The 24082-nt window shown below is 62.9% G+C and carries 30 protein-coding genes; 16 read left to right on the forward strand and 14 right to left on the reverse strand.

What is annotated here, in order from left to right; translation table 11 throughout:
• Positions 1–132: 132 nt before the first annotated feature.
• Positions 133–1017 (reverse strand): SDR family oxidoreductase, encoded by an 885-nt coding sequence (locus P6U23_RS18290; RefSeq protein ID WP_407181086.1) that lies wholly within the window; start codon positions 1015–1017, stop codon positions 133–135.
• Positions 1018–1196: 179 nt separating this feature from the next.
• On the opposite strand from P6U23_RS18290, the gene P6U23_RS18295 reads away from it, so the two are divergent.
• A complete protein-coding gene (locus P6U23_RS18295) occupies positions 1197–1520 on the forward strand; it encodes a winged helix-turn-helix transcriptional regulator (protein ID WP_407181508.1) in 324 nt (107 codons plus the stop codon).
• Positions 1521–2103: 583 nt separating this feature from the next.
• Here P6U23_RS18295 and P6U23_RS18300 read toward each other — a convergent pair.
• Both P6U23_RS18300 and P6U23_RS18305 read right to left on the reverse strand, forming a co-directional pair.
• Positions 2104–2703, reverse strand: a complete 600-nt coding sequence (locus P6U23_RS18300) for an NADPH-dependent F420 reductase (protein WP_407181087.1) — start codon at positions 2701–2703, stop codon at positions 2104–2106.
• Positions 2704–2747: 44 nt separating this feature from the next.
• Positions 2748–3482 carry an SDR family NAD(P)-dependent oxidoreductase gene (locus P6U23_RS18305; protein ID WP_407181509.1) on the reverse strand — a complete coding sequence of 245 codons (735 nt, stop codon included), beginning with the start codon at positions 3480–3482 and terminating at the stop codon, positions 2748–2750.
• Between the two features lie 292 nt (positions 3483–3774).
• On the opposite strand from P6U23_RS18305, the gene P6U23_RS18310 reads away from it, so the two are divergent.
• The 3 genes from P6U23_RS18310 (at position 3775) to P6U23_RS18320 (ending at position 5405) form a co-directional block, all read left to right on the forward strand.
• Positions 3775–4671, forward strand: coding sequence for a LysR family transcriptional regulator (locus P6U23_RS18310; RefSeq protein WP_407181088.1), 897 nt, complete (start codon positions 3775–3777; stop codon positions 4669–4671).
• A gap of 77 nt (positions 4672–4748) precedes the next feature.
• Entirely contained in the window at positions 4749–4913 is a 165-nt protein-coding gene (locus tag P6U23_RS18315) for a hypothetical protein (protein WP_407181089.1), read from the forward strand.
• A 132-nt stretch (positions 4914–5045) separates the two neighbouring features.
• Positions 5046–5405, forward strand: a complete 360-nt coding sequence (locus P6U23_RS18320; RefSeq protein ID WP_407181510.1) for a YciI family protein — start codon at positions 5046–5048, stop codon at positions 5403–5405.
• A 247-nt stretch (positions 5406–5652) separates the two neighbouring features.
• On the opposite strand, the gene P6U23_RS18325 is transcribed toward P6U23_RS18320, so the two are convergent.
• The gene (locus tag P6U23_RS18325) at positions 5653–6078 is read right to left on the reverse strand and encodes a VOC family protein (RefSeq protein ID WP_407181090.1); all 426 of its coding nucleotides are present in this window, start codon (positions 6076–6078) and stop codon (positions 5653–5655) included.
• 97 nt (positions 6079–6175) lie between these two features.
• Complete coding sequence (locus tag P6U23_RS18330) at positions 6176–7150, reverse strand: LysR family transcriptional regulator (protein ID WP_407181091.1); 975 nt, start codon at positions 7148–7150, stop codon at positions 6176–6178.
• 238 nt (positions 7151–7388) lie between these two features.
• Here P6U23_RS18330 and P6U23_RS18335 point away from each other — a divergent pair, with 238 nt between their 5' ends.
• The 3 genes from P6U23_RS18335 to P6U23_RS18345 all read left to right on the forward strand — a co-directional run bounded on the left by P6U23_RS18335 (position 7389) and on the right by P6U23_RS18345 (position 9372).
• Positions 7389–7820 (forward strand): nuclear transport factor 2 family protein, encoded by a 432-nt coding sequence (locus P6U23_RS18335; protein ID WP_407181092.1) that lies wholly within the window; start codon positions 7389–7391, stop codon positions 7818–7820.
• Between the two features lie 162 nt (positions 7821–7982).
• Positions 7983–8879: an SDR family oxidoreductase gene (locus P6U23_RS18340; protein WP_407181093.1), complete on the forward strand. Its 897-nt coding sequence runs from the start codon at positions 7983–7985 to the stop codon at positions 8877–8879.
• A gap of 142 nt (positions 8880–9021) precedes the next feature.
• The gene (locus P6U23_RS18345; protein ID WP_407181094.1) at positions 9022–9372 is read left to right on the forward strand and encodes a Lin0512 family protein; all 351 of its coding nucleotides are present in this window, start codon (positions 9022–9024) and stop codon (positions 9370–9372) included.
• A 76-nt stretch (positions 9373–9448) separates the two neighbouring features.
• Here the strand turns inward: P6U23_RS18345 and P6U23_RS18350 are convergent, their stop codons facing one another.
• The gene (locus tag P6U23_RS18350; protein WP_407181095.1) at positions 9449–10402 is read right to left on the reverse strand and encodes a metallophosphoesterase family protein; all 954 of its coding nucleotides are present in this window, start codon (positions 10400–10402) and stop codon (positions 9449–9451) included.
• Positions 10403–10581: 179 nt separating this feature from the next.
• Between P6U23_RS18350 and ybaK the strand changes: the two genes are divergently transcribed.
• On the forward strand, positions 10582–11055 hold the full coding sequence (gene ybaK / locus P6U23_RS18355) for a Cys-tRNA(Pro) deacylase (RefSeq protein WP_407181096.1): 474 nt from the start codon (positions 10582–10584) through the stop codon (positions 11053–11055).
• A 21-nt stretch (positions 11056–11076) separates the two neighbouring features.
• Here ybaK and P6U23_RS18360 read toward each other — a convergent pair whose 3' ends face one another.
• Positions 11077–11526, reverse strand: coding sequence for a MarR family winged helix-turn-helix transcriptional regulator (locus P6U23_RS18360; protein ID WP_407181097.1), 450 nt, complete (start codon positions 11524–11526; stop codon positions 11077–11079).
• Between the two features lie 113 nt (positions 11527–11639).
• On the opposite strand from P6U23_RS18360, the gene P6U23_RS18365 reads away from it, so the two are divergent.
• Positions 11640–13442: a chloride channel protein gene (locus tag P6U23_RS18365; protein ID WP_407181098.1), complete on the forward strand. Its 1803-nt coding sequence runs from the start codon at positions 11640–11642 to the stop codon at positions 13440–13442.
• A 124-nt stretch (positions 13443–13566) separates the two neighbouring features.
• Positions 13567–14343, forward strand: coding sequence for a LamB/YcsF family protein (locus tag P6U23_RS18370; RefSeq protein ID WP_407181099.1), 777 nt, complete (start codon positions 13567–13569; stop codon positions 14341–14343).
• Positions 14344–14412: 69 nt separating this feature from the next.
• On the opposite strand, the gene P6U23_RS18375 is transcribed toward P6U23_RS18370, so the two are convergent.
• The 3 genes from P6U23_RS18375 to P6U23_RS18385 all read right to left on the reverse strand — a co-directional run bounded on the left by P6U23_RS18375 (position 14413) and on the right by P6U23_RS18385 (position 16095).
• Entirely contained in the window at positions 14413–15063 is a 651-nt protein-coding gene (locus P6U23_RS18375; RefSeq protein ID WP_407181100.1) for a hypothetical protein, read from the reverse strand.
• An 81-nt stretch (positions 15064–15144) separates the two neighbouring features.
• Positions 15145–15624, reverse strand: a complete 480-nt coding sequence (locus P6U23_RS18380; protein ID WP_407181101.1) for a DUF3592 domain-containing protein — start codon at positions 15622–15624, stop codon at positions 15145–15147.
• Positions 15625–15717: 93 nt separating this feature from the next.
• Positions 15718–16095 (reverse strand): hypothetical protein, encoded by a 378-nt coding sequence (locus P6U23_RS18385; RefSeq protein ID WP_407181102.1) that lies wholly within the window; start codon positions 16093–16095, stop codon positions 15718–15720.
• Between the two features lie 222 nt (positions 16096–16317).
• Between P6U23_RS18385 and P6U23_RS18390 the strand changes: the two genes are divergently transcribed.
• The 5 genes from P6U23_RS18390 to P6U23_RS18410 all read left to right on the forward strand — a co-directional run bounded on the left by P6U23_RS18390 (position 16318) and on the right by P6U23_RS18410 (position 19601).
• Positions 16318–16665, forward strand: a complete 348-nt coding sequence (locus P6U23_RS18390; RefSeq protein ID WP_407181103.1) for a DUF1428 domain-containing protein — start codon at positions 16318–16320, stop codon at positions 16663–16665.
• An 82-nt stretch (positions 16666–16747) separates the two neighbouring features.
• Complete coding sequence (locus P6U23_RS18395) at positions 16748–17362, forward strand: class I SAM-dependent methyltransferase (RefSeq protein WP_407181104.1); 615 nt, start codon at positions 16748–16750, stop codon at positions 17360–17362.
• Between the two features lie 32 nt (positions 17363–17394).
• Positions 17395–18099: a glutathione S-transferase family protein gene (locus tag P6U23_RS18400; RefSeq protein WP_407181105.1), complete on the forward strand. Its 705-nt coding sequence runs from the start codon at positions 17395–17397 to the stop codon at positions 18097–18099.
• A 111-nt stretch (positions 18100–18210) separates the two neighbouring features.
• On the forward strand, positions 18211–19146 hold the full coding sequence (locus P6U23_RS18405; protein WP_407181106.1) for an oxygenase MpaB family protein: 936 nt from the start codon (positions 18211–18213) through the stop codon (positions 19144–19146).
• A gap of 98 nt (positions 19147–19244) precedes the next feature.
• Entirely contained in the window at positions 19245–19601 is a 357-nt protein-coding gene (locus P6U23_RS18410; protein WP_407181107.1) for an ArsC family reductase, read from the forward strand.
• Between the two features lie 27 nt (positions 19602–19628).
• On the opposite strand, the gene P6U23_RS18415 is transcribed toward P6U23_RS18410, so the two are convergent.
• The 3 genes from P6U23_RS18415 to P6U23_RS18425 all read right to left on the reverse strand — a co-directional run bounded on the left by P6U23_RS18415 (position 19629) and on the right by P6U23_RS18425 (position 22554).
• Complete coding sequence (locus P6U23_RS18415; protein WP_407181108.1) at positions 19629–21212, reverse strand: cation acetate symporter; 1584 nt, start codon at positions 21210–21212, stop codon at positions 19629–19631.
• An 11-nt stretch (positions 21213–21223) separates the two neighbouring features.
• Entirely contained in the window at positions 21224–21517 is a 294-nt protein-coding gene (locus P6U23_RS18420) for a DUF485 domain-containing protein (RefSeq protein WP_407181109.1), read from the reverse strand.
• An 86-nt stretch (positions 21518–21603) separates the two neighbouring features.
• Positions 21604–22554, reverse strand: a complete 951-nt coding sequence (locus P6U23_RS18425; RefSeq protein ID WP_407181110.1) for a LysR family transcriptional regulator — start codon at positions 22552–22554, stop codon at positions 21604–21606.
• Positions 22555–22714: 160 nt separating this feature from the next.
• Here P6U23_RS18425 and P6U23_RS18430 point away from each other — a divergent pair, with 160 nt between their 5' ends.
• Complete coding sequence (locus P6U23_RS18430; protein WP_407181111.1) at positions 22715–23764, forward strand: carbon-nitrogen hydrolase family protein; 1050 nt, start codon at positions 22715–22717, stop codon at positions 23762–23764.
• Here P6U23_RS18430 and P6U23_RS18435 read toward each other — a convergent pair.
• Positions 23761–24081 (reverse strand): hypothetical protein, encoded by a 321-nt coding sequence (locus tag P6U23_RS18435; protein ID WP_407181112.1) that lies wholly within the window; start codon positions 24079–24081, stop codon positions 23761–23763. The two genes, P6U23_RS18430 and P6U23_RS18435, sit on opposite strands and share 4 nt — an antisense overlap.
• Position 24082 lies beyond the last annotated feature (1 nt).

A 24082-nucleotide genomic window follows, 5' to 3' on the forward strand; every position in this document is an offset into this window, starting at 1 on the left:
GCGATCCGCGAGAGGTTGGCACGGCTTGAGTCTGAGAGGGAGCAACTTGAAGCAAACCTCGCCCGGCTACTTGCGGCGCAGGAGGACAAGTATCGCCCGAACGCGCGCCCGGTCAGCTCGGCTACCGATAAGCTACACCACCAACCGGGACACGACCTCGGCTGCGGTTTCGCGGAACGGGGTGGTTGCTCGTCCGATGAGCCGGGAGAGTTCTTTACCATCATCGAACATCGCGCCCTTCGCTATGCCGGCATCGATTTCCGACAGGAGCATGACGTGCTTTTCCGGTACGCCCGCCTGCAGCAGCGCCGCCCGAAATTCTTCTGTGGCCATATTCTGGAAGGGGAGCGGCTTGCCCATGTGATCCGCGACCATGGCGACAAGCTCGGAAATAGTGAAAGATGCATCGCCCGCGAGTTCATACACCCGGCCCGCATGATCTTCGCCGGTAAGCACGGTTGCTGCGGCCTCGGCATAATCGGCCCGGGAGGCGGGCGAGACGCGCCCCTCGCCAGTCGCCCCGGGATAGACGCCCAGCTTCAGCGCCAGCGGCAGCCTCCAGAAAAAGACCTCAGAGTACCAACCGTTCCGCAACAGCACATAAGGCACGCCTGACGCTGCAAGATCGGCTTCCGTTTCGCGGTGCTCTTCGACGATACTGAGCGGTGTGGCATCGGCATGCAGAACGCTGGTATAGGCGATCAGATTGACGCCGGCGCCCTTTGCGGCTTGGATGACGTTGCGGTGCTGCGCGCGGCGCTGCCCCAGCTCAGTGCCCGAAATCAGCAGAAGCCGGTCCACGCCCCCAAGCGCGCTCGTCAGCGTTTCGGGCTGGGAATAGTCGGCAACCCTGACCTCCACGCCCTTTTTGCGGATGGCAACCGCGGTTTCCTTGCCGGGATCGCGGACACCCGCCACGATGTCATCGGCAGGCACTCTCTCAAGCAGAGCGTCAATCACTAGGCTGCCGAGGTGGCCGGTGGCGCCGGTTACGAAGAGCTTGAAATTTGTTGACATGCTCTGCCTTCCTTCTGGTCTCTATTTGCTACAAGGTACATATTTGAGACCGCAACCGGCGTGAAGGAGGCAGGTTTGTGGGACAAGATGAGGCAGAAGTAACCACTGCGGCAGCCGGAGGGCCGGTCGACCACCTCGTTGCGGAATGGCAGGTCCGGCCGCCCGGCGAGGATTGTCCGGTGCGGGATGTCCTGGACCGCATCGGAGACAAATGGTCGGCGCTGATAATAGGGACCCTCGCGGCGGGGCCGCATCGCTTCAGCGCACTTCAGCGCGCGATCCCAGATATTTCCAAACGCATGCTGACGCAAACGCTTCGCGATCTCGAGCGCGATGGCCTGATTTCGCGAGAGGTGTTTCCGACCAAGCCTCCCAGTGTCGAGTACCGGCTGACACCCCTTGGTGCCACGATCCTTGAGCCGTTCGCTTTCCTAGTCCGCTGGGCAGATCGCAACCACGCGGCAATCAGTGCCGCCCGTTCGGCCTTTGACGAGGCCCTGTAGCCTGAGACAATCGCGAGTCTTCCTCCTTCCGAGGCACGACCTTCGGCATCCGCGATGGTCTTCTTCCGGGCGCAGGCAGGGTTTGCCTCTACGGCCGCGATGCGGCGCACAGCAATCCTTCGTCACGTGTGGCGGGAACGACTGAAATGGGGCAATTCGCATCATAGCGTGTTTCATCCAGTAGGGCTTTGTCTCACTGCTGACGGTCTTTTTCCGACTGGAGCCACGTGCGACCACTCACGCGGAGATTGGAAGAATCGACCGGTCGATGCCGATAGTCGCTGAAGCCGGGATATTCTCGACTCGACGAATTTCCCGTTTGAAATCAAGAGTGCAAATTTCTGACGGACCGACGAGACGGTTCTTCATCGCACACGGAAAAATTTGCACTGAAAATCCAACGCATTACCATGACTCAAAACAATCGAGTGGGAATGAGGGGGAGTGCCGTGGAGTCGTATCGGATAGCAGAGGACGCCCGGGCGAATCCTAGGCGATCGATAGCAGTCGATAGAGTCTAAGGGCCCCGCCGATCTGTTGCTCCGTCAGCATCTTCCCCTTGTCAACGGCGCCGATACGCCGGTTACGGCTCCTTCTTGAACAAATCCTGGAAGATCAACGGGCCCCAAGTGCGGCCGCGTGCGTGGACCAGCGCGCCACCCTCGTTGAGCTTTCCAAGCCTGACGGGTGCGAAGCCGAGTTGTTTGGCCAAGGCCGCCACGGGAGCGATCGCGTCTTCGTCGTCGCTCGACAGAAAGACGACCCGGTGGCCACCCTCGACGATCGGATCGGCAGCCAGGGTGGCCGCAATCAGGTGATTGAAGCCTTTCACGAACCTGGCGCCGGCGAACGCCTTCGCGACGAAGGCGGAGGACAAGAGACCGTCCAGCTCCTCAAGGGGAACTAACGCGTTCATCGCGTCGATGACCGTCTTGCCTTTCCAGCTCGGCAGGGCCTTCGCAACCTCGCGATGCTCCCCGAACGGGACCGCCAGGATGATTGTGTCGGCCTCGAGTGCATTCCGCAGCGACTTGGCGACGACCGTGGGTCCAATCGCCCGAGCCTGCGGCGCCAACGCCTCGGGTGGCCGGCGGCTCGCGACGGCCACCTTGATGTTCTTACGGGCGAAGGCCCGGGCGAGGGCCTGGCCTACCGCACCGAATCCTACAATCGCATAACTCATAATGCTTCTCCGATCCGTGTTGATATTGATTTCCCGGCGCGAATTCAGATGGCTGAGAAGCCGCCGTCGACAGACAACTCCACCCCATTCACGAAGCTGGAATCGTCCGAAGCAAGAAACAGCGCGGCCGCCGCAATTTCCTCAGGACGACCCATCTTTCCTCGCGGGATCAGGGATTCGAACATCCGCTTCGCCTCGTCGTCGAGAACTTGGTCCTGCATCGGTGTAGCGATCGGCCCCGGGCTCAGCACGTTCACCCGGATATTCCTGCCCTTCAGTTCGTTGAGCCACCCGCGTGTGAATGCGTGCAGCGCCGCCTTGCTCGCCGCATACACGCTGTAACCAGGAAAACCTTTGATCGAAGCAACTGACCCGGTCATGAAGATCGATCCGCCATCGTTGAACAGCGGCAACGCCTTCTGGACCGTAAACAGCGTGCCGCGCGCATTCAGGCCGAAGGTCGCGTCGAAATGCTGCTCGGTAATCTCGCCCAGTGGGACGGCTTCGCCCGTGCCGGCGCTCGCATACAGGATGTCGATCTTGCCCTTTTCCCGCTTGACCGTATCGAACAGGCGGTCGAGGTCGTCGAGATTGGACGCGTCGCCGCGCACGCCGGTCACGTTGCGGCCAATCAGCCTGGCGGCCTCGTCGAGCGCCTCCTGCCTCCGGCCTGTGATGAAAACATAGGCGCCTTCTTCAACGAACCGCTTGGCGCTCGCCAGCGCCATGCCGCTCGATCCACCCGTGATGACTGCAACCTTGCCCTCAAGCTTTCCCATGACTTCTCCTTTCACGCTCCGCGTTTGGTCGTTCGGGGAGGCCCCCCGAGAGCCTCGACATGGGTCTGCCGGCGTCAGGCGTTGAGTGCGGAGGCGCGCACATCGGTGGTGCGAAATCGATCCGGCTGGACGGCTGACGCCAGCCGCGACGATCGGTATCCGCCGTTCGGGATTGGGCCGCGTTTCTCGGCATGGGCTATGATGACCGCTCGTGCTAGCCACATACGAGATGCTGTCCGATGTGTTGGACACGGGCTTTGGAAGGCGCACCCCAGCGGTGCCGGATTGCACCATGATCGACTGGGATGACGTTCGCTACTTTCTTGCCGTCGCGCGCGGAGGCTCAGTGCGGGCTGCCGCCGAGCGCCTCGGGGTGAACCACTCGACCGTGCTGCGACGCGTCGCCCAGCTCGAGGAACGGCTCGGGGCGCACATGTTCGAGAAGCTGCCTTCGGGCTACCGCCTGACGGATGCGGGGGAGGAGGTCCTCGAATTCGCGGACCAGATGGAAGCGTCGTCGCACCTGCTGGAGACGCGCGTCCTCGGCCGCGACCAGAGCGTGCGCGGGCTTCTGCGGGTGACGCTGGCACCGAGCCTCGCGACACACCTGCTCATGGCGGACTTCGCTGATTTCGCGCGTCTTCATCCGGACATCGAGATGGAAATCTTGTCGTCCGGCGAGTTGGCAAATCTGACCAACCGGGAGGCCGATGTCGCGATCCGCGTCGTCTACGACCGCAAAACCCTGCCGCTCAATCTTCACGGCCTGAAGGGACCGGAGCTGTTCGGCGGCATCTACATGTCCCGCGATCGACTAGCCGCTTGGCGTGCGGGCGCGCCTGATCCCATCCGGTGGATCGTCATAAGCATTCATGGAATTCCGGATTGGGTCCGCGAGGGTGAGGTTCGCGCCACGGGGGTTCCATTCAGGATTACAGACGCCGAGGCGCAGATCGTTGCAGTACGGCAAGGGCTCGGGATGACGACACTGCCGTGCTTCGTCGGAGATGCCGACCCCCTGCTGGTGAGGGTGCCGGGCACCAACCTGCACATGTACGGAACGCTCTGGCTTCTCACACAGGGGGAGACACGCAAAACGAAGCGCGTGCGGCTTTTCACTGAGTTCGTATCCCGCAGGCTCGCCGCATACGCTCCGCTTCTCGCGGGGCTGTCCGTATCGCGCGACTGACGCGCGGCGCGTCGTCGGCGACGCTTGGCGTAATCCGGTCGGAAGCGGAGCCGCGATGGGTCGAGACGATAACGGGATTGCTGCTACTGGTCCCGGCTACGTCGTGGGCCGGCGCGATAGGCAGTGTCGTGATCCTGGTGGCCGCGGTGATTACGCTGATCCGTTGTCGCGAGTGGGGCCATCTGCCAGGCGCCGTCGTTCTGACTGCGGCGGCGGTGACGGCCGTGGCGATCCGTGGTTAGAATCTGGCGAGCGGCTATTCGCGCCCTGCGCCTCGATGGTAAAATCTGCAAGATGATGTCGGGGTCCGAACGCGCCGTTCGTCGTTCCGATGCGAGGCCAATGAGGCCGGCTAAAGCACAAGGAGACAGATGATGCGCGTGATGGTGCTCGTGAAGGCTACCGATGACAGCGAAAAGGGCATTCTTCCAACGGCTGAGGCCTTCGAGGCGATGGGCAGATTTAATGAGGAACTGCGCAATGCCGGCATCATGCGCGCCGCCGACGGCCTCAAGCCTTCCTCGCACGGCAAGCGTATTGCGTTCGATGGTCCCGGCCGTACGGTCATCGACGGGCCTTTTGCCGAGACGCGCGAGCTGGTCGCCGGCTTCTGGCTCTGGGAGGTCAAGGACATGGACGAGGCGGTCGCCTGGGTGAAGCGCTGCCCCAATCCCATGCCGGGACCGAGCGAGATCGAAATCCGGCCGTTGTACGAGATGGCTGATTTGCGATGAGGATCTGGTGCCGGAGGTCACGGAGATCCATGGCCAGACGCCGCAGAAAAATGCCTTCAGTCGCGATCGCAACAGTCGGCGGCAGGCCGCCGATTGTTGCGCGAATGTGAACGCGATGCGCTGAGCTAACTTGGCGGTTCGAACCGGTGCAGCGCTCTATTGTCTCCGCCGTGAGATCGCGAGAATGGCTTCAGCAAATGCCTGCGGCGCCTCTCGCGGCACGGCTTTGACGTCACCGCTGCGGAGATCACGAAGCGCATTCACCGTCCGGACTGGCAACCACCACCACGTAGCCGTCGGGATCGCGGAGCCAAATCTCCCTATGTTGAGGCGCAGGGTTGATGTGAGGTTCTTGGATGATCTCGGCTCCCAAGCCGCGAGCTCTCTGCACGACCGAGTCAAAATCATCTACCTGGAACCACAATAGGACACCGTGTCCAGGCGGCGCCGCGTCTGCGTTGACGAGATTGGGATGGTTTTCCTCGTCCCAGGCGTGCAGTTGAAGAAGCAACTTGCCTGAGCACGAGATCCGATCGTACACGTCGCGATGGCTGTGTTCTGGAAGCGCGTCTGCGCCGAACAGTTCGGCGTACCAGCCACTGCTTGCCCTGACATTGCGCACTGCTATGAGAGGCTGAGCCTCGACGGTTGATTTCCGGGCAGTGGAGCTCATGAGATCCTCGTTTTGATAATTACCACGAAGCTCTGCGACTGCTCTCGCCGTAGGTAAAGAGAATGACTCTGAAAACCAGCACGTCGCTGGTTCCGGGTCAGGAGCCGTTTGCCCGGTTGAGCCTGCGCAATTTTCGGGCGGTCGTCGCGCCGCGCGATACATCGGCATTCCGGTGTTTGATGTGATCGATGAAGGCCCGCAGCTTCGGCAAGAGCTGACGTTTACCCGGGTAGTAGAGGAAAACGCCTGGCGTTGTCACGGCAAAGGACGTCAGCAGCGCTTGCAATTGGCCACCGGCAATCGCCGCTTTGGCAAGCGGACCGGGCACCTGCGCAAGTCCCAGGCCTTGGATCGCCGCTCCGAGAAGTGTCGGATAGTCGTGCGCGATGAGTGGTCCGGAGACGATGACCTCGATCGTCTTGTTGCCGTCGATAAAGGGCCAGGGCGCGATCGATCCGTTCGAGCGGCGCATGCGCAGGCAGGCGTGATCGCGCAGATCATCGACGCGCTCTGGCCGCTTCCGCGCGCCCAGATAATCAGGGCTGCCAACCACCACGAATGAGAACGGCGGCGTTAGCCGAACGGCCACCATATCCGGCGCGATGAATTGGCCAAGGCGAATACCGGCGTCGAAGCCTTCGGCCGCGAGATCGACCAGCTCCTCGCTCGCGGCGATCTCCACCTCGATCTCGGGATAGCTCTGATGGAAAGAGGCGATCACCGGCTCCAGGATCAGCGGGACGACCGCTCGCGGAACCGCGAGGCGCAAGAGCCCGGTCGGACGTTGCCCCAACTCACGCGCGACTTCGCTGGCGGCAACGAGCTCCTCGAAAGCCGGTTTTGCACGCGACAGGAAACGCTCGCCGGCTTCCGTCAGGCCGACACTGCGCGTCGTGCGTATGAAGAGGGCCGCGCCGAGGCGCGCCTCGAGCGCGCGTATCGCCTGACTCATCGCCGATGGAGTGACGCCGAGCCCGGCGGCGGCTCGGCGAAAGCTACGATGCTGGGCAACACTTAAAAACGCCTCGACGCCGTCGAGCGCGCCTTGCCGTACTGTGAAGTTCTGCTTCATAGCCCCTCGAGATTATCCCGGATAGTCGCTCGCGGGAAGCGCGCAATGGTTTCGCGGAGACATCGGGGCGGTCCGACAGATCTCGATCGTCTGCGGAACCGAGAAAAAAGTCGCTCGCGTGCTGGGTACCGTCCTGTTTTGCCCGTCGCTGGCCGGTTTTGAAAATCGACCCGGCCTAGTTTGGGAAAGGCGGGAACGTCGGACCCGCCCATTCATTAGGGGCTGAAGGAGCACGGTCATGCTCACGAGGACGCATGTAGAAAAGATCATTGGCCTCTGCACCGAAAAGGCCGACCTCGACGCGTTTCGGTCGTACACGGCGCCTGACTATGTATTCGAGATCATGGGCACGCAACCCGCCGCCGGCGAATGGCGAGGGGTTGACGCTATGAAGCGACATTTCAACGCGTTCAAGGAAAACTTCACCGAGGAGTTTCGGTTCAGGGCGACCGACATCCTCGTGGACGTCGAGAAGAGGTCGGCAGCGGTTCGCCTGCATTCTCACGCACTTACCGATAAAGGTGGCGGTCAGTACCACCAGCACTGCGGTTGGTTCATCTACTTCGACGCCAATGACAAGATCAGCCGTATCGTTCAGTACGATGACAGTAAGCTGGTTGACGATATGACCGTTCGCGTGGCGACCGCCGAGATGCAGGCCTTGCGGTAGGCTGCGGGACGCCCAAAGGAGCCGTCTTGGACGGATCCCGTGCATGCGTGCGCGATGCACCGGCTCATCGTGTTAGCCACTATACCAGGATAATCTCACTACTTTACCGGAACAGAGCGTGAGCACAGATTGTCTCCAACGTGAAAGCTGGAGATTTTGCTCATGCGTGTGTTTGTGACCGGCGCCACCGGATTCATCGGCTCGGCCGTCGTCAAGGAGTTGATCGCGACCGGCCATCAGGTGCTCGGCCTCTGTCGTTCCGAGGAAAAGGCGGCGGCGCTGATCGCCGCCGGCGCCGAGGTTCATCGTGGATCGCTCGAGGATCCGGAGAGCCTCAAAGACGGGGCCGCGCGATCGGACGGCGTCATCCATCTCGCGTTCAATCACGACTTCTCGAAATTTGCGGCGAACTGCGAGGATGATCGACGCGTCATCAGGGCGCTCGGCTCGGCGCTCGCCGGGTCTGATCGGCCGCTGATCGTGACCTCGGGGACCGGGATGGCCAATACCGTGCCTGGTCAGCCGGCCAGGGAAGACGGCGCGGTCATCAGCTCCGACGTGATTCCTCGCGCAGCCTCGGAAGAAGCGGCCGCCGCTGTCGGCGCGGAGGGGGTGAATGTGTCGGTGGTGCGCCTCCCGCAAGTCCACGACACGGTCAGGCAGGGCCTCGTCACCTATGCAATCGCGATCGCGCGTGAAAAGGGCGTGTGCGCCTATATCGGAGACGGGCACAACCGCTGGCCGGCGGCGCATGTCCTCGACGTAGCCCGCCTTTATAGGCTGGCGATCGAAAGGGCACAGGCGGGCGTAAAATATCACGCCGTCGCGGAAGAAGGCGTCTCGCACCGGGATATTGCCGACGCGATCGGCCGACGCTTGCAGATACCGGTCAAGTCCATCCGGCCCGAAGAGGCTCAGGCCTATTTTGGCTGGCTCGCAATGTTTGCGGCGCACGACATGCCTGCCTTGAGCGAGCAAACAAGGAAAAAGTTGGGCTGGCAGCCGACCGGGCCCAGCTTGATTGCCGATCTCGAGCAGCTACAGCTCTCCGAGATGTGAAGCTCAAGGCTAACGAAATACATCTTTGTTGGCCCTAAGGCGCCGTCGTTCGAGATCACCGACGCCTTGCCGTAATGGGAGGAGCATGCCATGGAATGGCGAACGCGGCGAGACGGGCGAAAGAACGACGGAGAGCAATGGGATGGCACGCGTGCGCTGTATCACCGAAATGGGCATGGGCGTGGACGTTCACGGCAAGGATGCCACCAAGGCTGCCAAGCGTGCGGTATCGGATGCGATTCGACACTCGAGCCTCGGCTTCTTCCGCATGCTCGGCAAGACTGCCAATGACATGTTCGTGGACGTGACGATCGGTGTTCCAGACCCGAGCGGCGTCGACACTGCAGCCGTCGCAAAAGAGCTGCCCTACGGCACCGTGACCGTCACTGCGGTGAAAGGCGGGCTTGAGATTCCGGCCGAGAGCGGCGGCGATGCGATCATCATCGCGAACGCCGCCGTGATCGTGAGCCTCGACGACGGATCTCCCGCCTAAAGGTTTGGGTACCGGTCGGCTCTCGATGGCGATGTGCTAAGCGCATACGAAGGCCTGCAGCGGTTTGCCGAAATGATCATTCAGGATGTTCTTGCTCGTTGGCCGAAGCGCGCTGTTGTCCTGCCGTTGAAAGCATCACGACCTCGGTCTTGATCTCACCGCCGTCGATTTCCAGGATTCGGTAGCCGGACGCGCGGGTATCGACCTCAATGCGCTCGGCTCGCTTCACGATCTGGTAGGATACGGCCGGCGTGACGAATTGCCGGATGTTTGCCTCCGATGCCTCATCCTCCATGTGGTAATGGCCGCAAAATGCCGAAATGTCGCAGCGCGTGCGGGTCAGAATCATCTTGAGCTCATCTCGATCTCGTAAGATCGCGCCTGCTCGCTCCACTGGAGTGTCGATGTCCAGGATCGGGTGATGCAGGAACAGCGCGACCTTGCTCGCCCCCGTGAGTTCGCGCTCAAGCCAGGCAAGCTGTTCGCCGCCGACAGTGTTGTCGGACGTGTCAAGAAAGACATATCTTAGACACCCGTCGTCGCGGGAATAACACATCTTGCCGCCGACTGCGCGGGCGCCCTCACTCCTGTATTCCGCGACATCAGCATAGACATCGTGGTTGCCAAGGATAAGAGATGCCGTGAAGTCATATGCGCCTAGCAGCTCAAAGAAAGTCGCGAGGCGCTCCCTGGCGCCGATATCGCCGCCAAAAATGAGCTCCGAGATTCCGTTCTGGGCAATATGGTCAAGGACCAGCCGCAAGTTGGTCTCGTGCTCTTCGGGCTCGCCATCATAGCGCATTTTGTCGCCGGCAATCTCGCCGCCAATCACCAATTTTTGGCCCAAATGGGCATCCGTGAAGTGGGCGATTACTTTCTTCGTCATTTGTTTCGTGCCTTTGGTCCTGAATGGCCGGTGCATGCGAGAAGACGAGAGGTCGAGCGAGTCGGGAGCCCCAAATACCGACGAGTAGCTCCAGATACTCCAACCGACATCGTCCGATCCTGGATAGCTCATTGCGGCAGCCATACGTTTCGGTCCTGGTTGAAATGTCGAAGCGCGCAAAAGCAGCAACGATCTCGCGTCGTGGAGGAGCTAACCCAGGCTGGTGGGATATGTTGCCGCGTTTCAGGGCGGCATGAGAGGTCTTGGTTTTCCAAAGTCCCAAGGCGCGCTAATTCGTCCGGACGGAAGAAAAGGGGATCGTGATGTCCAAGGCGACGCGCGCGACGAAAATGCTGGAGCAGGCGGGCATCGCCTTCACGGTCCACGCTTACGACTACGATCCGGATGCCGACCGGGTCGGCTTGCAGGCCGCCGAAGCTCTGGGCGAGACGCCCGGGCGGGTGCTCAAGACGTTAATGGCAGTGGTCGACGGCAAGCCGGTCTGCGTGATCGTGCCCTCCGATCATGAGGTGTCCATGAAAAAGCTCGCCGCCACCTTCGGTGGCAAGTCGGCCCAGATGATGAAGCCTGCGGAGGCGGAGCGGTTGTCAGGTTACAAGGTCGGCGGCATCAGCCCGTTCGGCCAGATGCGCAAGATTCCAGCCGCTATTGAAGAGCAGGCGATGGCACATGAGCTGGTGTTCATCAATGGCGGCCAGCGTGGGCTGCAGGTGCGATTGGCACCCCCTGATGCGGCGGCCGCGCTGAATGCGATCGTTGCGCCGCTGGTGGCATGACAAGCCGCGCGTCCCCTCCGCTCACTCCGCATCGTATTGGGCCACGTCCCGGAGCAATTCGATGAGTTGGGGCGCGTCGCGGCGAATCTGCGCCAGATGCGCGGCCGATAACTTCTCCAGGATCTTGTTGGCTTTTGCGGTCAAGCTCAGGAAGACCCGGCGGCGGTCGATCTCGTCGCGCTCCCGCCGCACCAGCCCCGCATCCACCAGGCGATCGACCAGTTCGACCGTGGTCTGCGGCTTCAACAGCAAGTGCTCGGCCAGCTCATGGACCGACATGCCGCGATCCGGTGCGAGGCCGCGAATTGCCAGGATCGCCTGATGCTGTCGCGGCGGCAGCCCGGCCTTTCGGGCCGCCTCCTCGCTGAACGCCAGAAATCTCCTCAAAGAGCGACGGAACGAGGCGAGGATGGCATAGTCGCGCTGATCCAGCTCTCCATTTTTGGCTCGCCGCTTCTGCTTCTCGCTCATAAGTCCCCGTCTTGAATTAGTTCGTAATGCGATGTATTCGCCATGCGATTTTTCGGACCGCAAGGCTCCGCCCGGCGGGCGCGTGCCCAAACAGTGCCCAAAGAGAGGCTGTCTTGCATCGTTCGCATTCCGTCGGCGCCCCCTCGCGGCTGGGCGACTTTACCACTGACCGGCGAGTCCTCGTGCTGGTTGCCATGGCCGTTTGCGTCGGCGCGGGCGGCATAGCGGCGGCCTGGGTCCTCTTGCGGGCCATTGCGCTCGTAACCAACCTGGTCTGGTTTCAGACCGTCGACGCGCACGCCATGTCGCTTGCCGGCGCCAAGGCCAATTGGTGGATGGTGGTCGCTCCGGCGCTGGGCGGCCTGATCATCGGGCTGATGGCCCGTTTCGGCTCGGAGAAGATCCGCGGCCACGGCATTCCGGAAGCGATCGAGGCCATCCTGATCGGCGAGAGCCGGATGTCCCCCAAGGTCGCGCTGCTGAAACCCCTGTCCTCCGCCATCTCGATCGGCACCGGCGGGCCGTTCGGCGCCGAGGGACCTATCATCATGACGGGCGGCGCGATCGGATCGCTGTTTGCGCAATGTTTCAGCCTCAGTGCCGCCGAACGCAAGACGCTGCTTGTCGCAGGCGCCGCGGCCGGCATGACCGCGATTTTCGGCACGCCGATCGCAGCCGTTCTCCTGGCCGTTGAATTGCTGCTGTTCGAATGGAAGCCGCGCAGTCTCATTCCTGTCATCACGGCATGCGCGCTGTCGGCGGCGCTGCGGCCGCTGGTCATTGGATCGGGACCACTGTTTCCGTTCGCAGGCTCGCTCGACCCATCCTGGTGGAGGCTTGCGGCGTCGATCGGCGTCGGCATGGTCGCGGGGCTGCAATCGGGATTGCTGACGGGCCTGCTGTACAAGGCCGAGGACCTGTTCGGTGCGCTGCCGATCCACTGGATGTGGTGGCCGGCGCTCGGTGGGCTTGCGGTCGGGCTCGGCGGCCTCGTCGAGCCGCGGGCATTGAGCGTGGGTTACGACGTCATCGGCGATCTCCTCGCAAGCCATATGACGATCGCGGAGGCCGCGACGATCCTCCTCGTGAAGTCGATCATCTGGATCATCGCGCTGGCCTCGGGCACATCCGGCGGCGTGCTGGCACCGCTTCTGATCTTCGGCGGTTGCCTCGGCTGGCTGGAAGGCCAGTTGCTGCCCGGCGACGCCGGCGCCTGGGCGCTGATCGCCATGGCGGCGATGATGGGCGGCACCATGCGCTCGCCGCTGACCGGCATTCTGTTTGCCGTGGAGCTGACCGGCAATCTGGCGCTGCTCGGCCCGCTCCTGGCGGCAACGGGCGCGGCCTATGCCGTGACCGTCCTGCTGCTCAAACGCTCGATCCTGACCGAGAAGATCGCGCGCCGCGGGCAACATGTCGTGCGCGAGTACAGCATTGATCCATTCGAGCTGCTGCGCGTTTCCGACGTCATGGTGCGCGAGGTGGACACGCTGCCGGCGGAGATGACCGTCGATCAGGCCATCACCTTTTTCTCAACGGAGGAGCCGCGGCACAAATCCTACCCGATCCGGAGCCGCGACGGCCGCGTGATCGGCATGGTGGCGAGAGCCGATATCCTGCGCTGGCGAACGGAGGAGGACGCGCACGGCGAGACGCTGTTCGAGCGGCATTCCGATGACTCGCTGATCGTCGGATACGCGGACGAAACCGTCGCGCAGCTTGCCGACCGGATGGCCGCCGCGGAAGCCGGACGCGTGCCGATTGTGGAGCGCGACACCATGCGCTTGGTCGGTCTTGTCTCGCGCAAGGACCTCCTGCGCATCCGCCGGTCGGCGCGCGCGGCCGAGGAAATCCGGGCCGCCTATTTCCTCAAGCCGGACACGGTCGCAACGCGCGAAGCGATGCAGCAATATTGAACGGCTGATTTCTCCCGGGCCTTCGACATACGTACCGTGCGCGCGGCGCGCTCGGAAACCTCGGTGGCGCGGCAGGCGCCGTCATGTTTATATTCCGCCGGAATCCCCCAAACGAGGTGAGACGATGGCGCTGATCGACATGAATTGCGACATGGGGGAGGGGTTCGGCGTCTATTCGCTCGGTGATGACGCCGAAATGCTCAAGATCGTCACGTCCGCCAACATCGCCTGCGGCTTCCATGCCGGCGATCCCCTGGTGATGCATCGGACGCTGAACGAGGCTAAGTCCAATGGCGTCGGCGCCGGCGCGCATCCTGGCTTCCTCGATCTGTGGGGTTTTGGCCGCCGGCCGATCCAGGGCGAGCGTCCCCAGGACATTGAAAAGATCGTGCTCTATCAGGTCGGTGCCTTGATGGCACTGGCCGCGGATGTCGGCCACAAGGTCAGCCACGTCAAGACCCACGGCGCGCTCGGCAACATGGCCGCTGAAGATCGCGATCTTGCCGAGGCGGTAGCGCGGGCGATCCGCACGCTCGACAGAAACCTGATCTTCGTCGTGATGCCGGGGCAGGAGACGGAGCGGGCGGGAGAGAAATTCGGCTTGCCGGTCGTGCGCGAGATCTATGCCGATCGGGCCTATGCCGATAACGGCAATCTCGTCTCGCGCCGTCTCGAAGGAGCGGTGATCCATGATGCGGAGCTAGCGGCGGAGCGCGTGATCCGCATGATCGGAGATCGCGAGATCACCTGTCTCTCCGGCAAACGGCTGCCGACCCGGATCGACAGCGTCTGCGTCCATGGCGACACGCCCGGCGCAGTTGCCATGGCGCGGCGCCTGCGCGAACGGCTGTCAGCGGTGGACATCAAGCTTGCGCCGATGTCGGAGGTGATCGGGGTTTGAACGAGCGGGCCACGCGGCTGCGGACCGCGGTCGCGGAAGCCTCGCGCGCCGGCTCAACAAATTTCGAGCTCACTCGCTCCCGGCCGCCTTGCAGCCCGCGGCACGCGCGGTCTGGAGGGCATCTTCATAGGATTTCCGGAACTCCGCCGATTTCGGCGCAAATCGTTGCTTGCCGTCGGCCTCATGCACGGCCGACATCAACCCGAAGCAGCGCAAGGCGTGCGCCCATGGACTATCGTCATTGCTGATGATGATGAAATCCTCAGGGAAGCTTTCGATATAGCTGACGTTGAACACATCGCCCTGCTGGGGGTAGTAGACGCCGTTCGCGGGCGGATAGACGTTGAAGTCGTCATCCTCGAAACTGGTTTGGATCGTGCGTTCGTCCGCCGTCTTGATCAGGACGTTGTGACCCATCACCCGGCGATCATTGTAGGAATTGCCGGTGTCATATGAGCCGGTGACGGTCGCCTGTCCTTTCGTGCCGAAACGATGGACGAGCACCGTGCTGATGTCCGGCCCGAAGATCAGGTTGCCGACGCCAAGAGCGATGCCGAGGGGGAGGGGGATAAGGCTCCGAAACCGGGCCTGTCCGTCCGCGCGCGGCCGAAAAGGAGGAAGCGCTGACGCGGCAAGCGCCAGCATGATGCAGGCGAACAGCATCAGGAAGCGCCACTGTGCCAAGGTGTAGAGAACGTGCAGGATCGCGTCGGTCAGCATAGGCTTCTACTCGCCCAATGTACTCGCAATTTCCGCGCTGGCGCACCGCCGTTGTCGTCGCGATGTCAAGTTGCCCACCATCTATTGGAGATCGACAACAGGCGTTTGACGGCGCGTCAGGACGAAAACGGCGGCAGGAATGATCGTGAAGAGCAGCGCGAACGGGGCCAGAAGCAGCGTTGCGAGCCAGACATTGCCGATGGAATCGATCTCTGCGTGAGCGGGATCATGCGCGTCATAGAGCACAAGAACTTTCTGGCCATCTTCGTACGGTTGATCGGTGGAGCCGGAGGGCGACGTAAATATGATCCTGCGGCCGTCTTCGGTCGTGAAAGTGAACTGAGGGTGCAGGAACGTGCCGCCGTGATTGCCGCCGCGCTTCGCGACGGCGCCGACGAAGGTGGCCTCGGTTCTGGTGGCACCGACGATAAAGACCAGGGTGCGCGCGAAAGTGACTATGGTCGCGACGAGAAAGACAAGACCAATGATGAATGGGATCGCTAGGGGGATGAGGCCACGCCCGGACATCGTTGCTTTCTGCTGGGCGTGAACTCTGGGCATTGGCTTGCGAAGATAGTACTTTCCGCGATGTCGTGAAATCTGGAATACATTCCGGACGGCTTGCCCCAGGGCTCATCGTTTCCTTCGCATCGCCTATCCGGAATTTTGCCCCTGTTTGGAGGAAGGCGAGGTTCTGCCACCAGGCGCCGGTTTGCCCGATGGAGGCGTCAGCTTCCGACGGGGATTGTAGGGGCTTTGCGGATTGACGTCGAGATCGACGTCCTCGATGCATGTTTGTGGGCTCTTGTGGCTTGTGCCGGTATGCCAACCTCCGCTGCGGAGTTTGACGTCGCGCATTTTATGCAATGCCAGACATTTCCACGCGCCGCCTGGCGGCAAGCCTTTGCTGGCGCCGCCGGCGAACTGATAAGCGAATGCGCGTTCCTGGCCCTTGGTGTGCCCGAGAATCGTCGGACAGAGCTCGCGTGCGAAGCCTTCATAGAAGCAAAGCACCTGCTTACGCTCGGCCATCGCCGTTTCGATCAATTGATAGGTTGTGCTCGACATCGCGGGTCCTAACCTTAACCTACAGATAGGAACCATAGTGCCGGCGGCAAAAGGCTGTCGAGGCTGCCGGGCATCGCAGCCGCAACGTCCCCACCGATGCTGCGGCGTAACGCCGCTCGCTGCCGCTGTCGGATTGCCGTCCCATCGATCGTCCTTCGGGAGCAACCAAACCCAAGGAGGTCCTTGATGCCCTATGTCGATGGTTTTGTGGTTCCGGTCCCGAAAGCCAACCTGGAAGCCTATAAGGCGCTGGCGCGAAAAGCCGGCGAGGTCTGGAAGGAATATGGCGCGCTCTCTTACGTCGAATGCATCGGCGACGACGTGCCCTATGGCCAATTGACCTCCTTTCCCCGCGCCGTCCAGGCCAAGGAGGACGAGATCGTGATCTTCTCCTGGATCGTCTATCGCAGCCGGGCGGAGCGCGACGCCATCAATGCGAAGGTCATGGCGGATCCCCGGCTGAAAGAGGGCGACATGCCCTTCGATGGCAAGCGGATGATCTTTGGCGGTTTTGACATGTGGCTTGAAATGTGAGTGCATACGCGCCGCAGCCGTTACGATGCTGACAAGCAACCGGGTTGACTGAGCTCGTCGCGGCTGCGAGCGGGAAGCGCCAATGGGCTTCTATCAACGCCGTATCGTGCCTTGCCTCACCCATCTGGCGATGAGCCAGAAGCAGCTTTTGCCGTTCCGCCGTCATGTCGTCGGCGCGGCGGAGGGCAGGGTGCTCGAGATTGGCGTCGGCTCGGGAATGAATTTCCCGCTCTATGGCAGGAGCGCGGCATCAGTGATCGGGCTCGAGCCGTCGCCTGAATTATTGCGGATGGCGCGCGCCCGGGCGCGGTCGGCTCCGCTGCCGGTCACGTTGCTCGATGCGTCGGCGGAGGCGATTCCGCTCGAGGCCGGCAGTTTCGATACCGTGGTCACGACCTGGACCCTGTGCACCATCCCCGACGCCTTGCGCGCGCTCTCCGAAATGCGCCGTGTGCTCAAGCCGGGCGGCGCGCTGCTGTTCGTCGAGCACGGCCGCGCGCCGGAGGCGGGTGTCGCGCGCTGGCAGGACCGGCTCGATCCCCTGTGGTCGCGTCTCGCGGGCGGCTGCCATCTCAATCGCAAGATGGACGATCTTCTCACCGCCGCCGGCTTTAGCATCGAGGCGCTGGCAAATCCGCGGTTGCCTGGACCGCGAACGCACACATATCTGTATGAAGGCCGCGCCAGACCCGCGTAGCCGCGCCACCGACACAAGAGCCAGGAAAAACGATGTCCGATCTCTCCGCCTTTCCCATCACCAAGCGCTGGCCGCCGCGGCATCCCGACCGGTTGCAGCTTTACTCGCTTCCGACGCCGAACGGCGTCAAGGTTTCGATCATGCTGGAGGAGATCGGGCTGCCTTACGAAGTGCATCTGGTCGATTTCAACAAGGATGACCAGAAGACCGCGGAATTTCTCTCGCTCAACCCCAACGGCAAGATCCCGGCGATCCTCGATCCCGACGGCCCCGGCGGCAAGCCGCTGCCGTTGTTCGAATCGGGCGCGATCCTGCAATATCTCGCGGAGAAGACCGGCAAGCTGTTGCCGGCCGATCCGGCGCGCCGCTGGCAGACCATTCAGTGGGTGCATTTCCAGATGGGCGGCATCGGGCCGATGTTCGGCCAGCTCGGCTTTTTTCACAAGTTCGCGGGCAAGGACATTCCCGACAAGCGGCCGCTGGAGCGCTATGTCAACGAATCGAAGCGCCTGCTCGGCGTGATCGAACAGCGCCTCGACGGACGGCAATGGATCATGGACGATGAGTACACCATCGCCGACATCTCCATGTTCGGCTGGGTGCGCAACCTGATCGGCTTTTACGGCGCGCGCGAGCTGGTCGAGTTCGATCGCCTCGCCCATGTGCCCGGATGGCTCGAGCGGGGATTGGCCCGCCCCGCCGTACAGCGCGGACTGGACATTCCGAAGCGGCCGTGAGCGGGCGCGCACCAAGCTTGATGCGGCAATCCGCTGAGGAAGCATTCGCGCCGCGCGACTTAGGTCGGGGTCAAGGCAACCCGCTTTGGGCGCGCTTACATATGAACCGTCATGCTTGTCTCCGCTGAGGATCTTGAACGTCAGCTCGACACCGTGCGCGCCAGTGCCGCGGGGCCGCGGGAGGGGATATTCGGCCCGGCGTCCGTGACCTGGCAGGTGGACCGGGAAGCCGCGATCTTTCTCGGCGCCGGCCGCGCGCTCGTCCTGCAATTGGCCCACCCGTGGGTCGCCGCCGCCATCGCCGATCAATCGCGGGTGTTCACTGATCCGCTTGGACGCTTTCACCGGACGTTCAAGGTGATGTTCACGATGGTTTTCGGCACGCCGGACCAGGCGCTCGCGGTGGCGCACCGATTGTACCAGCGCCATACGGCCGTGGTCGGGGCTCTGCCGGTGGCGGCCGGCCCATTCGCCGCCGGCTCACCATATTGTGCCAATGACGTCGCGGCGCTGCGCTGGGTTCACGCCACCTTGGTCGAGACCGCGCTGATGGCGTATGATCTGGTGTTGCCGCCGCTGTCGTACGATGCGCGCGAGCGCTATTGGTCCGAGGCCCGGCTCTACGCGGCTCTGTTCGGCATTCCGTCCGACAGCCTGACCTCCGATTGGACATCCTTCGTTGCCTACAATGAGGCGATGGTGGAGTCGGATGTGCTCACCGTCATCCCGGCCGCCCGGGACATCGTGCGGCAGATTTTCTCGGGCGTGCCGACGAAGGTTCGGCCGCCATTCTGGTATCGGGCCCTGACCGCCCAGATGCTGCCGCCGCGGTTGCGCGCCGCATTCGATCTTCCGTTCGGCGAGGCCGAGCAGCGCAGCGCTGCCCGCGCGTTGAAATGGATGCGACGCAGCTATCCGCTGCTCCCCGACCGGGTGCGCACGGTAGGGCCATATCAGGAGGCGCTTGCGCGCTTGCGAGGCCAGGCGCAGCCCTCGCTTGTGACGCGATGGCTCAACCGATTGTGGATAGGCCAGCCGAGCATGTGACACCTCCTGGAACGGACGGAGTGGCGATGTACTAAGCGTGGCCAAGCGAGCGCTGGTGGGATAAGCATGCCCGAACCGAACGGGAGGCATCCTCGATAATGAGCATCATCATTTACGGCATCAAGAACTGCGATACCATGAAGAAGGCGCGCACCTGGCTCGATGACCATGGCGTGGCTTACCAGTTTCACGACTACAAGACCGCAGGCATTGCGAAGGACAAGCTCAAGCAGTGGAGCGACAAGCTCGGCTGGGAAAGTCTGCTCAACCGTGCCGGCACCACCTTTCGCAAACTGCCGGATGCCGAGAAGGAAGGCCTCGACGAGAAGAAGGCACTGGCGCTCATGATCGAGCAGCCTTCGATGATCAAGCGGCCGGTGCTGGAGATCGGCAGCAAGCTGCTCGTGGGGTTCAAGCCCGACCTCTACGCGAGCGAAGTGAAATCGAAGCGGTGAGATGGGATTGGCGGCCGGCCCTCGTTGCTAAGCCGCGCTCTTGGCTCGGGGCCGTGGCGGCGCGCTGGCCTGCAGCGGTCCGAGCAGCATCCGCTCCTGCATCTCGTCGAAGGTGGCATCGGCGTTGGCCTCGGTCGTGATCAACGACAGAATGATGGCCACGCAGAACGACAGCGGCATGCTGATGATGGCGGGATTGCGCAGCGACACGAACCACCATTCATGTTCGATCTGTGCCAAGGGCTTGCCGAGGATGTCGACCTGGATGGTGGGCGACAAATAGATCAGGACGAGCGAGCTGATCGTTCCCACGAGAATGCTGGCGACGGCGGCTGACGTCGTGAGGCGGCGCCAGGTGATGGCGAGGACGAGCGAGGGGAAGTTGGCGGCGCAGGCGATCGAGAACGCAAGTCCCGCCATGAACGCGACATTCTGGCCCTCGAAAGCGATGCCCAGGACAATGGCGAGGATGGAAATGGCCACGGTCGCGACGCGCGCGATCCTGAGCTGTTCGGCCTCCGACGCCGAGCCGTTCCTGACCACATTGGTCCAGACATCATGGCAGAGTGTGGCAACGCCTGAGAGCGTCAGGCCGGCGACCACGGCCAGCATGGTGGCAAAGGACACCGCGCAAATGAAGCCGAAGAAGGCATTGCCGCCCACGGTCAATGCCAGGAGCGGAGCTGCCATGTTGCCGCCGCCACCGGCCTTGGCCACCGCCTCGGGGCCGACCAGCACCATCGCACCGAAGCCGATGATGAACACCATGAGATGGAAGAGGCCAATCAGGCCGGTCGCGTACAGGATCGAGAGCCGTGCCGCCTTGGAATCCTTCACCGTATAGGCCCGCATCAGCACGTGCGGCATCGCCGCGGTTCCGAACATCAGGCCGATCCCGAGCGAGATCGCATCCCACCGCCCCGACACCACCTTCGATCCCGGCTGCAGAACCCGCGCCCCGTATTTTTCGGATGCCGCGGCAAACAGCTTCAGCGGGCTCATGTCGAAATGCGTCAGCACCAGGAGCGCCAGCACAACGCCGCCGGCCATCAGGAGCGCCGCCTTGACCACCTGAACCCAGGTCGTCGCCAGCATGCCACCGAACAGCACGTAAATCAGCATCACGCCGCCGACCACGACGACGGACCATGTGTAGGGAAGGCCGAAGAGCAGCTTGATCAGCGATCCCGTCGCGACCATCTGCGCGATCAGATAGAACAGGATCACGGCGATCGTGCCCAGCGCGCCCGCAAGCCGCACGGGCCGTTGCCGCAGGCGGTAGGCCACTACATCGGCGAAGGTGAAGCGCCCCACATTGCGCAAGGGCTCGACGATCAAAAACAGGATGATCGGCCAGCCGACCAGCCATCCGATCGAGTAGATCATGCCGTCGAAGCCGTTCGAGGTGACGATTCCGGCAATGCCGAGCAGGGCGCCGGCGCTCAGGAAATCTCCCGCCAGCGCCCAGCCATTCTGCCAGGGCGTGACTTCGCCGCCGGCGGCGAAAAAGTGCTCGGTCGTGCGGGTTCGTCGCGCGGCCCAATAGGTGATCGCGAGCGTCAGCGCCATGAAGGCGAAGAAGAAGCCGATCGAAAGCGTGTTGCTGCCCATCTCCGTCCTCCCTAGCGAACGAGCTTGCGAACACCGGTGTCGAACACGCGGTTCGCCCAGATCACGTAAGCGAGGCAGAGCAGGAAGGAGGAGATGATCACGAGCGGGCCAAGCACGATGCAAAGCGAAAGCCCCGGAGCCAGCACGGTTCCAAGCAGCGGCTTGTCAAAGGCAAACAGGCACATGAAGCCGAAATAGATGACGACCATCGCCGCGCTCAGGACCAGCGCGAATTTGAGCCTCCTCTTGGCGAGCGCTGCGCCACGCTGCGCCGGATCGGCGTTGCCAGAGATGATCGCGGTCACGTCGCCCCCTTACATCTTGCGGGATCTTGCGTGCGCCCCAGCCAGGCGCGTGCATGAAGCTTCCGCCGCGCCCTCTGCAAAGGGAACTACGGATTTTTGCAATCTGCCGTGCGCAGCTCCGGCACAGCGTCCGCGAGCGAGACCTGCATGTCCGGGTCCCTCTTCAGGGTGTTCTTGAGGAAGGCGCGGACGGCGCGAATGCGGGGAGCAAATTGCAGGTCGCTATGAACGTTGAGCCACACCTCGCGGGTGGTCGCCGCGACATCGGGAAGAACGGCAATCAGGTCCGGCCGGCCCGCGACCGCAAAGCCTGGCAGCAGCACGATGCCAAGGCCGGCGGCGGCAGCGTTCATCTGCGCGATCATGCTGTTCGAGTGGAAGGCGATTTTCGGGTGCTCGATGATGTCGGCGAGCCAGCGCACCGAGTCCACCTGGATGAGATCCTCGATATAGGACACGAACCAATGCTCATGCAGATCGCGCAAGGTTGCGGGTGTGCCGTGGCTGTCGAGATAGGGGCGAGCTGCATAAAGACCGAGCCTGAATTTGCCGATGCGCTCGGAGATCAGGCCGGGACCGGGCGGCCGGAAAAACGAGACGAATAGATCGGCCTCGCGCTTATGCACATAAACCGTCTGCGGCGAGGTAACGAGCTCGATCGTGAGTTGCGGGGCGATGCGACGCAGATTGGCAAAGCGTTGCGCCAGATAGAGCGAGGCGATGCCCTCCATGGTGGCCAGGCGCACGGTTCCGACCAGCTCCTGGGCGTCACCGGCGCTGGCCTCCTCGCGGATGGCAATCACCGCGCTCTCCACCCGCTCGGCATGGCGGAGGAGCCGCTCGCCGATCTCGTTGAGCTTGAGCCCGGTGCGGTGCCGCTCGAACACCGCGATCCCGAGCGCGGCCTCCATCTGAGCGATGCGGCGGCTGACCGTCGAGTGGTCCAGCCGCATCCGTTTCGCGGTCTGGCTGAGATTCCCGGCACGCGCCGCGGTGAGGAAAACCCGCAGGTCGTCCCAGTTCAGCGTATCGAACATCCTGGCCTCCGACGGTTTGGACCGGATTGCGAGAGGCAAATCTCATTCCAGTCAAGTCTTCCGATCCTTCGCAAGAGGCCTTGCGACAATTCAGATGCGGCCCGGAACGGCGAAAATGATACCGGTCGGCGGCAATCGATCAATGAGAGCGGAAGAACCCATGCTCCCTCGCTTCAAGGCTGCCGCCGTCCACGCTGCGCCCGTCTTCCTCGACCGCCAGGCGACGACCGAAAAGGCCGTTGCCATCATGCGCGAGGCAGCGAAGGCCGGCGCGGAGCTGATCGCCTTTCCCGAGACCTACATCCCGGCCTTTCCGGTCTGGGCCGCCCTGTGGGCGCCGATCGACAATCATGACCTGTTCGTCCGCATGGCCGATCAATCCGTGCTGGCGGATGGCCCCGAGGTCGCACGGCTCTGCGCCGAGGCGCGGGCACTTGGGGTGACGGTCTCGATCGGCATCAGCGAGCGTTCGCAAGTGAGCGCCGGCGGATTGTGGAACGCCAACCTGCTGATCGGCGAGGAGGGCGACGTTCTGGTTCATCACCGCAAGCTGGTGCCGACCTTCTACGAGAAGCTGGTTTGGTCATCCGGCGACGGTGCCGGTCTGAAGCTCGCGGAGACGCGGCTGGGGCGCATCGGATGCCTGATCTGTGGCGAGAACACCAATCCGCTGGCGCGTTTTTCGCTGATGGCCCAGGGCGAGCAGGTGCACGTCTCGAGCTGGCCGCCGATGTGGCCGACACGGAGACCTGCGGGTGGCGGCAATTTCAATAACGTGGCCGCCAACCGCATCCGTGCCAGCGCGCATTGCTTCGAGGCCAAGGTGTTCGGCATCGTCACCGCCGGCTACATGGATGCGGCGATGCGCGCCTATCTGATCGACCGCGATTCCGATATCGCCGATGTGATCGATCGGACGCCGCGCGCGGCGAGCTTTTTCGTCGATCCGACCGGCGAGATGATGGGCGACGCGCTGCAGGACGACGAGGGCATTGCCTATGCCGAGATCGATCTCAACCGATGCGTCGAGCCGAAGCAATTTCACGATGTGGTCGGCTACTACAACCGGTTCGACATTTTCGATCTGTCGGTCGACCGCACCCGGCTGACGCCCGCGACGTTTCGCGAGGACGCCCGCGCAGGCGTCCCGGCAGAGCCGCGCGCGTCGCGAGTGGCCGAGATCTCGGCGGGCGAGGATACGTTTGGCTAATCCGCCTCGATGATGTCGTCGGAGGCGCGCACGCCGGGAGGCCGATGCGCGAGCTCGAGGTCGATCACGGCGTTGAGCGTCCGGACCGGGAGCGAGTCGGCACGCGGGCCCATCAGATTCGTGATCTTGAAGCCGCCCTCGATGCTGATCGCCTTGTAGGAGCCCACGATCTGCTCGACCTCGTCGCCGCGGCCGAACGGCAGCAGCAAGCGCTCGAACGACACCTCCTTGCCGTCGAGGTCCATCACCTTCGCAATGGAATAGGTCGGCCGCCGGCGCGCGACACAGGCCTCGGTAGCAGGGCAGGGCGCGCGCATA

Origin of the sequence: Bradyrhizobium sp. STM 3562 (assembly GCF_045571435.1) — a bacterium.
GTDB lineage: Bacteria > Pseudomonadota > Alphaproteobacteria > Rhizobiales > Xanthobacteraceae > Bradyrhizobium.